At 67.9% G+C, this 13,675-nt stretch carries 11 protein-coding genes and 1 tRNA gene; 6 read left to right on the forward strand and 6 right to left on the reverse strand.

From position 1 onward, the window contains the following. Window positions 1-8: 8 nt before the first annotated feature. Both J2W78_RS22155 and J2W78_RS22160 read right to left on the reverse strand, forming a co-directional pair. On the reverse strand, window positions 9-1,088 hold the full coding sequence (locus J2W78_RS22155; protein ID WP_253368020.1) for an IS630 family transposase: 1,080 nt from the start codon (window positions 1,086-1,088) through the stop codon (window positions 9-11). Then, window positions 1,078-1,338, reverse strand: coding sequence for a hypothetical protein (locus tag J2W78_RS22160; protein ID WP_253373734.1), 261 nt, complete (start codon window positions 1,336-1,338; stop codon window positions 1,078-1,080). The genes J2W78_RS22155 and J2W78_RS22160 overlap by 11 nt, the downstream gene beginning before the upstream one ends. 75 nt (window positions 1,339-1,413) lie before the next feature. Here J2W78_RS22160 and J2W78_RS22165 point away from each other — a divergent pair, with 75 nt between their 5' ends. Both J2W78_RS22165 and J2W78_RS22170 read left to right on the forward strand, forming a co-directional pair. Beyond that, a complete protein-coding gene (locus tag J2W78_RS22165) occupies window positions 1,414-2,520 on the forward strand; it encodes a hypothetical protein (protein ID WP_253373735.1) in 1,107 nt (368 codons plus the stop codon). A 217-nt stretch (window positions 2,521-2,737) separates the two neighbouring features. Next, the gene (locus J2W78_RS22170; protein WP_253373736.1) at window positions 2,738-2,941 is read left to right on the forward strand and encodes a hypothetical protein; all 204 of its coding nucleotides are present in this window, start codon (window positions 2,738-2,740) and stop codon (window positions 2,939-2,941) included. Between the two features lie 286 nt (window positions 2,942-3,227). Here the strand turns inward: J2W78_RS22170 and J2W78_RS22175 are convergent. Next, window positions 3,228-3,304: transfer RNA gene (locus tag J2W78_RS22175), tRNA-Arg, on the reverse strand. Between the two features lie 635 nt (window positions 3,305-3,939). Here J2W78_RS22175 and J2W78_RS22180 point away from each other — a divergent pair. Genes J2W78_RS22180 through J2W78_RS22190 form a run of 3 tightly spaced genes read left to right on the forward strand, consistent with a single transcriptional unit; the run spans window position 3,940 to window position 8,641 of the window. Then, window positions 3,940-4,731 carry an endonuclease domain-containing protein gene (locus tag J2W78_RS22180; RefSeq protein ID WP_253373737.1) on the forward strand — a complete coding sequence of 264 codons (792 nt, stop codon included), beginning with the start codon at window positions 3,940-3,942 and terminating at the stop codon, window positions 4,729-4,731. Next, the gene (locus J2W78_RS22185) at window positions 4,728-5,399 is read left to right on the forward strand and encodes a hypothetical protein (RefSeq protein WP_253373738.1); all 672 of its coding nucleotides are present in this window, start codon (window positions 4,728-4,730) and stop codon (window positions 5,397-5,399) included. Before J2W78_RS22180 ends, J2W78_RS22185 begins: the two co-directional genes overlap by 4 nt. Continuing rightward, complete coding sequence (locus J2W78_RS22190) at window positions 5,396-8,641, forward strand: helicase HerA domain-containing protein (protein ID WP_253373739.1); 3,246 nt, start codon at window positions 5,396-5,398, stop codon at window positions 8,639-8,641. The genes J2W78_RS22185 and J2W78_RS22190 overlap by 4 nt, the downstream gene beginning before the upstream one ends. Before the next feature lie 490 nt (window positions 8,642-9,131). On the opposite strand, the gene J2W78_RS22195 is transcribed toward J2W78_RS22190, so the two are convergent. Genes J2W78_RS22195 through J2W78_RS22205 form a run of 3 tightly spaced genes read right to left on the reverse strand, consistent with a single transcriptional unit; the run spans window position 9,132 to window position 12,005 of the window. Next, window positions 9,132-9,923: an ABC transporter ATP-binding protein gene (locus tag J2W78_RS22195; RefSeq protein WP_253373740.1), complete on the reverse strand. Its 792-nt coding sequence runs from the start codon at window positions 9,921-9,923 to the stop codon at window positions 9,132-9,134. Continuing rightward, window positions 9,917-10,912: an ABC transporter permease gene (locus tag J2W78_RS22200; protein WP_253373741.1), complete on the reverse strand. Its 996-nt coding sequence runs from the start codon at window positions 10,910-10,912 to the stop codon at window positions 9,917-9,919. The genes J2W78_RS22195 and J2W78_RS22200 overlap by 7 nt, the downstream gene beginning before the upstream one ends. A gap of 10 nt (window positions 10,913-10,922) precedes the next feature. Further along, on the reverse strand, window positions 10,923-12,005 hold the full coding sequence (locus tag J2W78_RS22205) for an ABC transporter substrate-binding protein (RefSeq protein WP_253373742.1): 1,083 nt from the start codon (window positions 12,003-12,005) through the stop codon (window positions 10,923-10,925). A gap of 524 nt (window positions 12,006-12,529) precedes the next feature. Between J2W78_RS22205 and J2W78_RS22210 the strand changes: the two genes are divergently transcribed. Then, window positions 12,530-13,675, forward strand: coding sequence for an acyl-CoA dehydrogenase family protein (locus J2W78_RS22210; RefSeq protein WP_253373743.1), 1,146 nt, complete (start codon window positions 12,530-12,532; stop codon window positions 13,673-13,675).

Raw genomic sequence — 13,675 nt, forward strand, 5'->3', positions numbered from 1 at the left:
GCTCACATCTAGTGGTGCGAGTCTAACACTTGGTGCCCGCGCCTTGCGGCCTGGATGATGCGATCCGGGTCGGCGGTCCAGGTGAAGGGCTTGGGGTCGCCGTTGCTCTCGGCGATGAAGCGTTTGATGGCCGCCTGTACCTCGATCAGCGATCCGAACACGCCGCGTCGCAGGCGGCGTTTTGCGAGCTTGGCGAAGAAGCCCTCAACGGCGTTGAGCCACGAGGCTGAGGTCGGGGTGAAATGGAAGGTCCAGCGTGGGTGGCGATCGAGCCAGGCGCGGACCTTCGGGTGCTTGTGAACGGCATAGTTGTCCAGGATCGCGTGGACGATCTTGCCCGCCGGAACCGCCGCCTCGACCGCGTTGAGGAAACGGATGAACTCCTGATGCCGGTGGCGCTGCATGCAGCGGCCAATCACCTTGCCCTCCAGGATGTCCAGAGCGGCAAACAGGGTCGTCGTGCCGTGGCGCTTGTAGTCGTGGGTGCGCGTCGTCGGCTGGCCCGGCTTCATCGGCAACGGGGCCTGCGTGCGGGCGAGCGCTTGGATCTGGCTCTTCTCGTCGACCGAAAGCACGACGGCATGGGCGGGCGGATCGACGTAGAGCCCGACGACGTCACGCAATTTGGCAGCGAAGGCCGGGTCGGTAGAGAGCTTGAACTGCCGGACCCGGTGTGGCTGTAGGCCGTGCCTCCGCCAGATCCGCTGCACCGACGAAATGCTTATGGCTGTGACCTTGCTCATGGCGGCGGCCGTCCAATGCGTGGTCTCGCCGGGCGGATCTTCCTGCGTCAGAGCCACAACACGCGCCGCCACCTCCGGCCCCAGCGGCGGGATGCGCGCCGGCCGCGTCTTGTCTCGCAGGAGCCCTTCGACGCCCTCCTGCGCGAAGCGGTCCTGCCAGCGCCAGACCGCCGTCTTGGACACGGCCGCCTCACGCATGATCGCGTGCGTCCCGATCCCATCGGCGCTCAGCAGCACGATGCGAGCGCGCCAAACGTGCTTCTGCGGAGTGTTTCGATCCGCGACCAGGGCCTCTAGCCGAAGGCGATCCGAGGCGGAGAGCGTGAAAGAGATGTCACTGCGCATCCCACGAGACTCGCAGGACGGACTTCAAACCGGAACCCCGGACGGACTCAACCGTCAGGGCTGAACCACTAGGATCACCTTCGACCAGCTGGCCCTGCTGTATCGTCATATCGCCTTCGATCCGCATGGCGATCAGGGAAGGCTGTCGATTGCGACCCCCGAAGTTCTGGAGATCATTCAACTTATCGACAATGACCAGGATGTTGCCGCTGACGCGGACATCGCTGTACTCGACGACGATGCGCCGCAAGTCGGTCAGGACGTATCAGTCCGCGTCGGTCCACCGCGGACTGCGCTCGGCTACCTCGTTCGCGACTTCGACGGGTTGCTCGACACGCCGGAAGCGCGGGTCCAAGAACCACACGCCTACTTCGTCATCGAAGGCGGCATTACATCGGACATCGATCCGTGCCCCGAGCGCTTGGCGACCTATCGCAATGTTCTTGAGTTCACGAATCTGGTCGGCGAAGCAGCATCATATGTCGATCAATCAAAAAGGGAATTGATATTCATCAAGGATGACAAATTCAGCGTTCCGCTGGCGTATACAGCTGCCGACTTGGATCGCGTATTCATCTCCGACGCCGACGCCATTCTCAGTGCCTTCTCCGACGAAATTCACCGAGATCAGAAGCTCGCCATCCTGGCGGAAGCGGTTATCGGTATCTGTGCCTCTCAACCGGTAACAGCTCGCTTTCGACACCTTATCGCGAACCTTGATGCGGTGAAGGAGGAAGTACGCAACGGATATAGGCTATTCGCGTCGAGCTTCTCTTACTCAAAAATACGAAACGAAATCGAAGCCGCGCGTGTCGATTATCTTAAAAAAATCCATAAAACAATCATCGATATTCAGACGCAGTTGCTCGGTATTCCCGTTGCAACGGTCATCGTCGCCTCTCAGCTAAAAGTCACATCCGCTTGCAGTGTGGAGTTCTGGACCAACTTCGCCATCGTTGTGGGAGCGTGGATCTTTCTCGTGCTCTTGTGGATCGCCATCGGAAATCAGTGGGCGACCCTCGCGTCCATATCCGACGATATCGCTCGCCAAAAAACCAAGTTTCAACGGGATTTCGCAGCTCTCAGCGATCAGTTTGACACGATCTTTGTCACCCTTGGGAGGCGAATTTTGTGGCAGCGGGTGTTTCTGGGGTTCGTCGGCGCTCTGGCAGTCGCCGGAGCAGGGGTGGCCACGTTCGTCGCATACCGTGTGACTAACGTCCCGTACATGAGCTGTTTGTTGGGCGAAATCCCTGCTTTGGTGACGACGTCGATCCCGTTAGCTCCCGGGCCTGCCCAGCCAGCGAACACGGTGACGTCTCAGCCCAGCCCGTCTCCAAGCATAGATCCGCCGGCTTCGCCTTCGGACAAGCTGAAGGCTGCTCCCACGCCGCAGCCACACCTATCATCGAGCGAGCGTGACGGCCAGTAAGTGTACTAGAAGAGGAGTGGGTGGAGCAACGCAACGCTCGGTATTGAGCGCTCACAATTCCACAGGCTGCAATCACCCCTCGGTCATTCTGCAACCTCGCTCACGCAAAAAGCAGTGAAACTGCCCCGCTCAGTACCAGGGTAGGACGCTTTGACGCCGACTTGGGAAACTCCGTGAGCTGATTCTGTTCTTTGGTTCATAGCGGCTCACATACACGATGAACGCTGCGCGCAGTATCAGCGCCACCATCATCCGCACGTGCCTCTGGCAGTTCCACTACGATAGGGAAGGGAGCGAGGCCGCGTGGGTCGAGAGTTCGGCCAAGGTCGCCGGGGCCAAGAACGACCGGAACGGGCAGATCAAGGTCTACCGAGCGCGCTTCACCTCGGCGGCCGAGCAGACGACCTATGACGACTTCTAGCCAAACTTGCCGGGCTAACACCTACTGGGACCGGCTGAGCGCCTTCCCACCCATGCGCAAGGGGAAAGGGCGTTTTCCGGCAGCTAAGGGCGCACGAATTACCACGCGGTCCCTGCGCATAGGCTGGCCTGCGCGGATGCGAACGCATGCGAAGGGAGCCGAAGCGATGAAGAAAGCGGAATCTTCGCCGTGAGGTTCTGACAGCCCCTCGGACACGACACATAAGTTGAAACACATTCCACTTTTGTGGCAGCGGTTTCAAGTTATATGTCGCGAGACAAATGATTGGCGCACCCGACACGATTCGAACGTGTGACCTTTGCCTTCGGAGGGCAACGCTCTATCCAGCTGAGCTACGGGTGCTGACCGTGGTGCGTGAGTAGCCCAACTGGAGGCGCCGCGCAACGGGGCTGTGCGGGGTGATGAAATGCCCTGATCGTTCAGAGGGATGGCAGCGTGCCCTCCTCAGGCAAAGGTCACACCTTCGAATCGTGTCGGGTGCGCAAGGGGTGGCGGAGGGGCCGCACAAGCGCCGGCAATGTGTCCGCGGATGCGGACGGCCTGCGGCCTGGGTGAGGCGCGTGTGCCGCGAGCGCGCCGCTGGGCTTCTGGTGGGATCATCGAGCGATCGCGACGACGGCTCGAGCACGCAGCGGAGCACCAGACAGTCTCCACAGCACGGGCAACTTGAGGATGCGAATCCGCTAGCCAGGATCAAACGCCTGTGCTGGATTGACGAGCGTGAAGGCCGCTCGGCGCTCGAACGTCGGCGCTTACCTCAGTAATGCGGTTTCGGTTTGCAACCGTCCCTGAATCCCGACGCTGCGGCGCGACCGCGGATCACGGCAGGCGATCTGGCTCGAGGCATCCTCCGCCTCGTGCCGGGGCAGCGTATGGTCGTTGTGGGGACGGGCCTCGAAGGCATCGCTGCCCTCGTCTCGGAAGCCTCTGATAGCCGCCGCGGCGCACTCTTGATCTCGTGCGAAGGACTTCCAACGGTGTCGGCCATCGTCGACCGGCTGCTCGATGACCTTGCCGAACTGGCGCTCCATCGCTGGCCACGCTGGCACGGTCGGGGCGATGGCGTCGATCCGGTCGCGGCCGATCCCTGGCTGAAGGCAGCCGCGAAGCGCGCAGGGCTCGGCCATGCCCCACGCTTCCGACGGATGGCTCACACGCTCGAATTCGGCCGGCTGCTCGGGGCGATTGATCCGGCCGGTATCGTCCTGATCTGGGAGGTCGATCCCGCTTCGGCGATGCGAGCCCGGCCGGTGATCGAGGCGCTGGAATGGTGCCTCCGGCATGGGGCTGCCGTGGTGGTGGCTTTAACCGTGGAGCCAGCCGAGACGGCACCTTACGACCGAATTCTCTACGGCGCCTTCGACCTGGTTCGGGAGGAGCGTGCGGCGGTCGCGCGCTTCATCGCACCGGCCGGAACGCACCATGCCAGCGAGATCGAGCGGCGAGTCGCGGCCGCCTTGGAACAGGACGCCGAGCTTGCGGGTCTCTTCGCCTGCAATGCGTCGGTGCCGGTTGGCGCCTGGGGCGCGCGACCGCGTGTCGACTTGCTCTGCCACGCCCATCGCGTCGTCGTGGAACTCGACGGGCCTGAGCACCGGAGCGAACCGAAGTTCGGCAATGACCGCCACCGCGACTACGAACTGCTGACTGCGGGCTACCTCGTGCTGCGCCTGACCAACGAGCAGGTTGCGATCGACCTGCCGCTGGCGATCGAGAAGATCCGCGCCGTCGTTCATCTGCGGCGCGGCACGAGCGAGGATGAGCGATGAGTGGAACGCCGACACCGAAACAGGCCTTGATCCTCTGGTGTCTCCTTGGCCGGCACGGCAGCGCCCTGCAGAGCGCCCTCCTGCCGCGGGTAGACAAAGCGGACCGCGAGGCGCTGATCGTCGACCGCTATCTCGAGGCCGAGCGTCAGGGGCGCTCGCTGCGGCTGACCGTCACCGACAAGGGCTGGGCCTGGGCGGGTAGGCACATGCGTGAGCCCCTGCCGCCGAATTTCCGGGTGCTGCAGGACTGGCTGGCGCGGATGCAGGGCGATCTCGCCGCAACAGGCAGGACACTCGCCGAGCTTGTGGGAACGCCACCTGAGGAACCGGCACCGACTGTGCCGCAGCCGCGCACGCACGCGCGCAAGACCGCCTCCAAGGGGTCGAAGAAGCCCACTCCGAAGCAGCTCCGAGCTCGGATCGAGAGCGCCTATCTCGCGTTGACGGGCGGCGAGCGGGCCAAGGCCGTGCGCCTGAGCGCCCTGCGCGCCCATCTCAGTGATCTCAACCGCGCGACGGTCGATGCCGGGCTTGCCGTCATCCTGCGTGGCGATCCGACGGCGCGGCTGAGTCAGTTCAGCGATCCCAAATCGCTCGATAGCGCCGAGCGCGAGGCGGCGTTCAGTCCGGCGGGCGAGCCCTTTCACATCATCTGGATCCAGTCATGAGCGATGCCCTCGACGCCCTGCGTGGGGTCGATTTCGACTGGGTGCGCACGCTCGACAGCATCTGGATCGACACGCCGCCGACGGGCGGCCCGAACGAGCGGCTCGCCCCGGAGATCATCGCCGAGCTGCACCGCAAGGCGCAGGCGCCGGCCGACCGCGCCGCGGGCCGCGTGCTCGTTGGGCAATCCGGTGTCGGCAAAACCCATCTTGTCGGGCAGCTGCGGCAGGAAGTTTGGCGCACGGGCGGCTGGTTCGTTCCCCTCGACGTGCTCGGGCTCACGGATTTCTGGCGCAGCGCGGCTCTGAGCTTCGTCACCGCCTTGCTGCAGACGATGCCGGACGGGCGGCGGCAATCGGATGCGGTTCTCGCCGGCGTGGCGCGCCGCTTCGGCGTCGAGGTCCAGGTCGAGGCCGCGTTCAACACCCCGAACATGGATGCGCGCCGGATCGTCGACGTGCTGGTGCGCGCGCTGATGAGCGTGGACGCGCCCCGCGCGCTCAAGCATCTCGACGTCTTCCGCGCGCTCTGCCTGCTGCGCTCGCAGGATTTCAGTGTGGTCGGTCTCGCCCATGCCTGGCTGCAGGGTTACGAGGCCGATCCGGCGGAGCGGGCTGCGCTCGGTTTCCGGACGCCTCCGCCCGCGCCGGTCGAACTCGTGCGCGGCATGTGCTGGATCATGGCACTCAGCGGCCCGACGCTCGTTGCCGTCGATCAGATCGACGGCCTCATCGAGACGAGCCGACTCGCGGCCGAGGACGGGATCGAGGCGGAAGCCGGTCTGGCCGAGGTGCTCGCCGCGGGCCTCCTCGAACTCCACATCGTCTGCGACCGCAGCATGACGGTGGTGACCTGCCTGCAGGAATCCTGGCTGCGCCTCTGCGCTCGCGCCATGACACCCGTGCTGCAGCGCTTCGCCGAGCCGGTCGGCCTTGTCGGCATGAACGAGCGGGCCGCCGCCACCGCGCTCATCGCCGGCCGGTTGGGGCCGGCCTATGCAGAGGCGGATTTCGCGCCAGCATCTCCGACATGGCCGTTCAGCGAGCGAGCCATCGCCGAGGCGTCGGACTCGGCCATGATGCCGCGCACGCTGCTGATGCGCTGCGACGCCTTCCGCCGCCGCTGTCTCGCGGCGGGCGCGGTTTCCGTCTGTGACAGCCTCGTCGAGGCCTCGGGAGCCGCGGCACCCCCACCTCCGGATGCCGAGTTCGACCTCGCCGCCGCATACGAGCGGGCCGACATCGCGGGCATCCGCGGCGACGAGGACATTTGGCTCGGGCAGGTGCTGCGCGACGCCTTCGACCTCTACGCCCTGGAGGACGACCCCGACGACGCGCTCGACGTCGCGAGCAAGGGGGAGCCGGACCAGAAGATTCCGCCGCTGCACGGCCGGCTGATCTTCATCCACCGTAACGAGAACGACCGCGAGCGGCACGTTTGTTATCGGGCGCTCCAGCACCAGAACGCCATCGCGTTCCAAGCCCGCTTGCGCGCGGCGCTCACGGCCTCGGGCATCTCGGCGCGCATCCCCGACCGGGCGCTGCTGCTGGTGCGGCGCGGGCCGATGCCCGGCGGCGGCAAGACGCGCCAACTCGTCGAGGCCTTCACGGCAGCCGGCGGTCTGTTGATCGACCCCTCGGACGAGGATCTACGAGTCTTCGTTGCCCTGCGCGATCTTCGCAGGCGGGCGCAGGACGAGGGCACCTCCGATCGGTTCGAACGCTGGCTTCGCGCCGAGCAGCCGGTCGTGCGCACCGCGCTTTTTCAAACCGCTGGTCTCGCGCACGGCTCGAGCCGTGACGAAGCCCCCTCAACCGTCGATGCGCCGGCTCCTCTAGCGCCGGCCGCCCCGCCCTCTGGCGACGCAAAGGGCATGATTACGGCCGCGGTCGCTCGACCTTCCGGCATCGTGGAGACCTCCGCCACTCCGACGACGCCCCCGGCTGGACCCGCCGATACGATCCCGACCGATCGCGCCCCGCCGCCGGAACGTCCGAGCGCACCGGAGGCAATCCCGGTCGGGCACCGCCTCGCACCGGACGCGCCCGGCGTCAGCCTGCTGCTGCGCCTGCTGCCCCGGCACACCGCGATCATCGCCGGCTCAGGCTCTGGCAAGACCGTGCTCCTGCGCCGCCTCGTGGAGGAGGCCGCGCTGGCCGGGCTTCCGGCGATCGTGATCGATCCCAACAACGACCTCTCACGCCTCGGCACGTCCTGGCCCGAGCGGCCGAAGGGGTTTTCCGACGAGGATGACCGCAAGGCCGCCGCCTACCATGCCCAGGTCGAGGTCGTGGTGTGGACGCCGGGCGTGCATGCCGGCAATCCGCTCTTCCTCTCCGTTCTGCCCGACTTCTCGGACCTCAGCGGGGACCGCGACGAGCGCCAACAGGCGATCGAGATGGCAGCCGAAACTCTCGGACCGCTCGCTGGTGCCAAGACGAACCTGCTGCGTGGCGTGCTGGCCGGCGCGCTCCATCACTTCGCCGACCGAGGCGGCGGCAAGCTGGCCGACTTCACCGCCCTGCTGGCCGACCTGCCCGACGGGATCAGCCCCATCGGCAATGCCGCACGGCTCGGGGCCGGCATGGCGGACCAGCTTCACGCCGCCGTGGCGACCAATCCACTGCTCAAGGTCGAGGGCACGGTGCTCGACCCGCGGCATCTGTTCTTCGGGCCGGACCCGGCCCGCACCCGCATCTCCGTCATCAACCTGTCGGGGCTGGGCTCGGACGCAGCCCGCGAGGACTTCGTGAACCGCCTGCAGATGACCCTGTTCGGCTGGATCAAGAAGAACCCCTCGCCCCGCGGCATGCTTTACGTGGTCGACGAGGCGCAGACCTTCCTACCCGCGCAGAAGAGCTCGCCGAGCCTCGGCAGTGGCATCAAGCTGGTGGCGCAGGGGCGCAAATACGGGCTCGGGATGATCGTGGCGACGCAGGTGCCGCGTGGCATCCACAATCAGGTCGTCTCGAATTGCACCACGCAGTTCTTCGGCCGGCAGAGCGCGCCCGCAACCATCGCGGCGGCCCAGGAGATCATCGCCGCGAATGGCGGCGCGGCGTCAGACATCGGCAAGCTCGGCGCGGGCGAGTTCTACTTCGCGACGGAGGGCTCGGGACGACCGGCCAAGCTGCGCACGCCGATCTGCCTTTCCTACCATCCGGCCAACCCGCCAACCCCCGAAGAGGTTGTTCGGCAGGCCAGGGACTCAGTGGAGCGGGCAGGGTCCCGTCCGAAACCATAGATGGCGGCCCCCATTACTCGAGTGGATCCTGGCGTGACCTTCTTCCAGCAAAGGAGATAGCCTCAAATCGTGGCGGGTGCGCCATATGCAGCAGAAAGGCGGCTCGATCGGGCGATGTGTCCCCGGATGCGGACGGCGTGCGCTGTCGAGGAGCATGCGCGGGGTAACCGTCGCCGATCATGTCCAGATAGGCCTTGTGCCCGTCGCTGCGCGGCTGGGCGCTCGTGAAGTAGCCCTGAGTCATGGGCTGACGCGAGACGGCGGAAGCGGGTTGAGGCGGCACCGTTGCGGTGTGGCCCAGATGAGGTAGCGAAAACTAACAACTCTAGAACCTGTCTCAATGGTCGCCTCGCGCATGGGCGTCCTGGTCTCCTCCGGCGCCGACCGAGGCCCTGCGGGCGGTCGTGCGCGTCTCGCTGAGCGCCTTCCCGAAGCCGGACGCGTCGTCCTAGAGCAGCGGGCCGGGGACCGTCCTGGCGCGGCCAGCCGGTCAGATCGGCTGGCCGAGGATGCCGAGGATGGTGCGGCGCAGGCGCACCAGTTCGGGATCGTCGCGGTGGCGCGGATAGGGCAGATCGACGGACAGGTCCGCGCGGATCGCCGCCGGGCGGTCGGACAGCACGATCACCCGCTCGGCCAGCACCAGCGCCTCCTCGACGTCGTGGGTGACGAGGAGCGCAGTGAAGCGCGTCTCCCGCCACAGGCGCAGGATCTCGGCCTGCAGCGCCAGCCGGGTCAGGGCGTCGAGCTTTCCGAGCGGCTCGTCGAGCAGCAGCAGGCGCGGCGCGTTCACCAGCGCGCGGGCGAGCGCCGCGCGCTGGGCCATGCCGCCGGAGAGCTGGTGGGGAAACACCTCGGCGAAGCCGTCGAGCCCGACGAGGCGGAGCGCAGCTTCGACCTTGGCCGCGCGCTCCGATTTCGCGACGCCGCGAGCCTCCAGCCCCAGCCTCACGTTCCCCTGCACGGTGCGCCAGGGATAGAGCGTCGGGTCCTGGAACACGAGGAGGCGCGAGGGGTCGGGGCCTTCGACCCGCCGGCCATCGACGGCGATGCGGCCCGCACCCGGCGGCTCCAGCCCGGCGACGAGGCGCAAGAGGGTGGACTTGCCGCAGCCGGAGGGGCCGAGCAGGGCCACGAAGCCGCCCGGCGCCACGTCAAGGGAGATGCGGTCGAGGACGGGCAGCGCCGCGCCGCGGATGTCGAAGGCGTGGGAGACGGCCTCGACCGCGAGGCGCGATCCGGCGGCGGCCGTGGCGGGGCGTTCGAGCGTCGCGGCTACCATTGCACCAGCCCCTTCTGCCAGGAGAGCACCCGGTCGCGCAGCGAGAACAGCAGGGAGATGAGCCCGGAGCACATCAGCGCCATCACGATCAGCGCGGCGTAGAGGTTGGCGTAGGCCGCCCAGCCTTGAGCCCATTGCAGGTACCAGCCGAGGCCGGCCTTCACGCCGAGCATCTCGGCCACAACCAGCACGGCGAACGAGCCGCCGAGGCCCATGAACAGCCCGACGAAGACATGCGGCAGCGCCGCCGGCACGGCGACCCGCAGCACGAGGAAGGCGGGCGAGGCCCCGAGCGTGCGCGCCACGTCGAAATAGGCCTTGTTGACCCCGGCTACCCCCGACCATGTCAGCACCGTGACCGGGAAGCCGGTGGCGAGGGCGATCAGGAAGGTGCTGGCCGACCACGAGGAGGGAAACACGAAGAAGGCGAGCGGCAGCCACGCGGTCGCGGGCAGCGGCCCGACGAAGCGCAGCACCGGGTGCGCCCAGTAGCCTACCGCCTTCGACCAGCCGATAGCGACTCCCAGCACGAAGCCGAGGCCGGCGCCGATGAGATAGCCGCCCGCGAGCAGCTTCAGCGAGGCCAGGATGCTGCCGCCGAGCCGGGGCCAGTCGTCGAGAAAGACCTCCAGGATCGCCTGCGGCGGCGGGAAGAACGGCATCGGCAAGAGCGCGAACTTCGCCGTGATCAGCTCCCAGGCGAGGAAGCCCAGCGCCACGAGCGTCAACCAGGGCGCCCAATGCGCGAGCGAGGCCCCGCCCCGGCCGAGGCGGCCTGAGAGGGCGGCGAGCGGCGCCAGGACGAGCCCGAAGGCGAGTGCCCCGGCGGCGAAGGTCGCGGTGTAGGGGAAGTCGCCCTCTTCCGGCAGGGCGTAGGTCACCGCTGCCAGCGCGAGCCACGCCGCTCCGAGGGCGAGCGCCCGCAGCGGTGGGCCTGGGAGGCGCGCCACAGTGGGCAAGGTGCCGGCGAAACCGGTGAGACTGGCCATGGGGGCGCCCTCAGCTCAGCACGTCGGCGTAGACGCGCTCGGCGAACTTGGCCGTGTCGGTCGAGCGCTTGAGGACGTTCACCTGTTTCAATTCGTCGCCGTAGAGCACGAGCTGGCGCTTGAGGTCGGTGCCGACCGGGCGGTCGCCGTGGTGCTGGCTCCGCAGCATCGCGGCCAGATCCTCAACCGAGCCCCGTCCGCCGTAACCGGAGAAGATGCGGGCGGCGTCCTCCGGGGCCGCGTGGACGCGGTGGCCCGCTTCCAACACCGCGCGGGTGAGCGCGGTGGCCGCCGCGCGATCGTTGCGGATCAGGCTGCCGCGCACGGCGACCACGCAGCAGGTACGGTCGGCGTAGTCGCCGGATAGGTTGGTGGCGACCTCGGTGAATTTCGGATCCTTCAGCCAGATCCACGTGCGCGGATCGGAATCGGCAAGTGCGTGCGCCTCGCCCTTCTCGACCGCGAGGTTGAGGAGGTCGGCCGGATAGGGCCGCCACTCGACGCCGGTCTCGGGATCGATGCCGGCCTTGGCGAGCAGCAGGGCGAAAAAATTCTTGGCCGGGCTGGCGTGATCGCTGATCGCGATGGTCTTGGCCTTGAGCGCGGCGATGTCGGTGATACCGGCGGATTTCGCCCCAAGCAGGCGCAGGCAGCCGCCGTGCAGGCCGGCGGTGATCTTCACGTCGAAACCCTGCTCCAGGGGTTTCAGCCAGCGCAGCGCCATGCCGATGCCGGCATCCGCCTTGCCGGTGGCGATGGCCTCCAAAAGCGCCTCGGTCGAGCCGCCGAAATTGACGAACTCCACGTCGAGCCCGTGGGCGGCGAAGATGCCGCGCTCCTTGGCCAGCGGCGCGGCGGCGGTGCAGATCGCGGTGGCGTTCCAGGCGAGCTTGATCGGTTTCAGCGGGCCGGCAGCCCCCTCCGCGGCGGTGGGGCGGCAGATCGGGCCGGGGTCGAACGGCACCGGGCCGGGCCCCCAGGCCCGCACGCCACTCATCCCGAACCCGAGCGGCAAGGCCGCCGTCGCGGCGCCCGCGCGCAGCAGGAACCGGCGCGACGGCAGAAGGCCGGGACGCTGGGGCTCGTCGGTCATGGTCGTCTCCGAGTAGGGCACGCGCGCGGACATCCGCCCGGTGAGCCGGGACGGCGTGGCGCATCGATATGGGGGACGGCCTCGTTGTTCGGACCGATGTATTCAATCTTCAATCGCGCGCCGGCGAAGTCAATCGAAGCATCTTCCCAAGATGGGCCGGGTCTTGCGATGGAATTTCTCGGAGACGGTTCGGGCGAGAAGATTTTCCATTCAACGGGTCGGCCCGGCGGCAGGCCGACCTGAGGCATCGAACATCGGCGCCATACTCAAAGAGTATGTGGAGAGAGGCGCGGAGACTGCGTCCGCAGCAGATGTCCTGCGCGTCGGCGGCAGGGTGAAGCCTGATCTTCCGGGATTCCGAGGCGGGCAGGCAGAACCTCCTTCCGGCGGCTCCGACTTTGGAACCACGTTTCGTTGACCGCGCGAGGCCGCGCGCCGAGCATAGGGACACGGCCTGCCGATCGTCTTCGCACGCCGCCCGGCCGCCGCCCCAAGGCTCCTCAACCGCACCCCATGCTCCCTCGATGACCACGGCCGCCGCGCCCCTCGACACTGCCCGGACTCTCTCCGAGCGCTTTGCCGCGACGGCCGGCGAGCGCGACCGCAGCGGCTCCTTCCCTCACGCGCCCCTCGCGGCTTTGCGCGAGGCCGGCCTGATCGGGCTCGCCGTGCCGGAGCCGCTCGGCGGCGGCGGGGCCGGTCTGGCGCAGGCGGCGCAGGTGGTGCGGGCGGTCGGTGCGGGCGATCCGGCGGTCGCGCTCGTCCTGGCGATGACGCTGCTCCAGCACGGGCTGATCCATCGCGACGGCACGCCCTGGCCGCGCGCGCTCGCCGACCGGGTCGGGCGGGAGGCCGCGGCGGACGGCGCCCTCATCAACGCGCTGCGGGTCGAGCCCGATCTCGGCACGCCCGCCCGCGGCGGCCTGCCGGCCACCATCGCCCGGCGCGACGGCGGCGACTGGCGCCTCACGGGGCGCAAGATCTATTCAACCGGCGCGCCGGGGCTCGCCTACGGCCTCGTCTTCGCCCGCACCGACGAGGCCGAGCCGCGGATCGGCAACTTTCTGGTGCCGATGTCCTCCCCCGGGCTTCGCATCGCGGAGACCTGGGATCATCTCGGCCTGCGCGCCTCGGGCAGCCACGACGTGGTGTTCGAGGATGTGCGTGTGCCGGGCGACCACGGGGTCGATCTGCGCCGCCCGGACGAGTGGCGCCGGCCCGATCCGCTGCAGCAGGCCTGGAGCTGCGCCCTGCTCGCCGCCCTCTACGACGGCGTCGCGCGGGCGGCGCAAGCGTGGTTCGCGCGCTTCCTGCACGAGCGCATTCCCGAAAACCTCGGCGCGCCGCTCGCCAGCCTGCCGCGCTTCCACGAGGCGGTCGGCGAGAACGAGCGGCTGCTCTCCGTCAACGCCCGGCTGGTGGCGAGCCTCGCCACCGAGACCGATGCCGGCGCGCCGCCCGCGCCGCAGGAGGCCGGCTTCGTCAAGCTGACGGTGACCGAGAACGCGATCCAGGCGGTGCAGCGGGTCGCTGAGCTGTGCGGCAACGTCGCGCTCTCGCGAAAGCATCCGCTGGAACGGCACCTGCGCGACGTCCTGTGCGCGCGCATCCACTGGCCGCAGGGCGACGCGGTGCGGGTCGCCGCCGGTCGCGCCGCGCTCGGCCTTTAG

Source organism: Methylorubrum extorquens (assembly GCF_024169925.1).
GTDB lineage: Bacteria > Pseudomonadota > Alphaproteobacteria > Rhizobiales > Beijerinckiaceae > Methylobacterium > Methylobacterium extorquens_A.

Excerpts from the sequence above, each read along its gene's own strand:
- J2W78_RS22155 (WP_253368020.1), bottom strand. The coding sequence starts at position 1,088 with ATGCGCAGTGACATCTCTTTCACGCTCTCCGCCTCGGATCGCCTTCGG.
- J2W78_RS22170 (WP_253373736.1), top strand. The coding sequence starts at position 2,738 with ATGAACGCTGCGCGCAGTATCAGCGCCACCATCATCCGCACGTGCCTC.
- J2W78_RS22185 (WP_253373738.1), top strand. The coding sequence starts at position 4,728 with ATGAGTGGAACGCCGACACCGAAACAGGCCTTGATCCTCTGGTGTCTC.
- J2W78_RS22190 (WP_253373739.1), top strand. The coding sequence starts at position 5,396 with ATGAGCGATGCCCTCGACGCCCTGCGTGGGGTCGATTTCGACTGGGTG.
- J2W78_RS22195 (WP_253373740.1), bottom strand. The coding sequence starts at position 9,923 with ATGGTAGCCGCGACGCTCGAACGCCCCGCCACGGCCGCCGCCGGATCG.
- J2W78_RS22200 (WP_253373741.1), bottom strand. The coding sequence starts at position 10,912 with ATGGCCAGTCTCACCGGTTTCGCCGGCACCTTGCCCACTGTGGCGCGC.
- J2W78_RS22205 (WP_253373742.1), bottom strand. The coding sequence starts at position 12,005 with ATGACCGACGAGCCCCAGCGTCCCGGCCTTCTGCCGTCGCGCCGGTTC.
- J2W78_RS22210 (WP_253373743.1), top strand. The coding sequence starts at position 12,530 with ATGACCACGGCCGCCGCGCCCCTCGACACTGCCCGGACTCTCTCCGAG.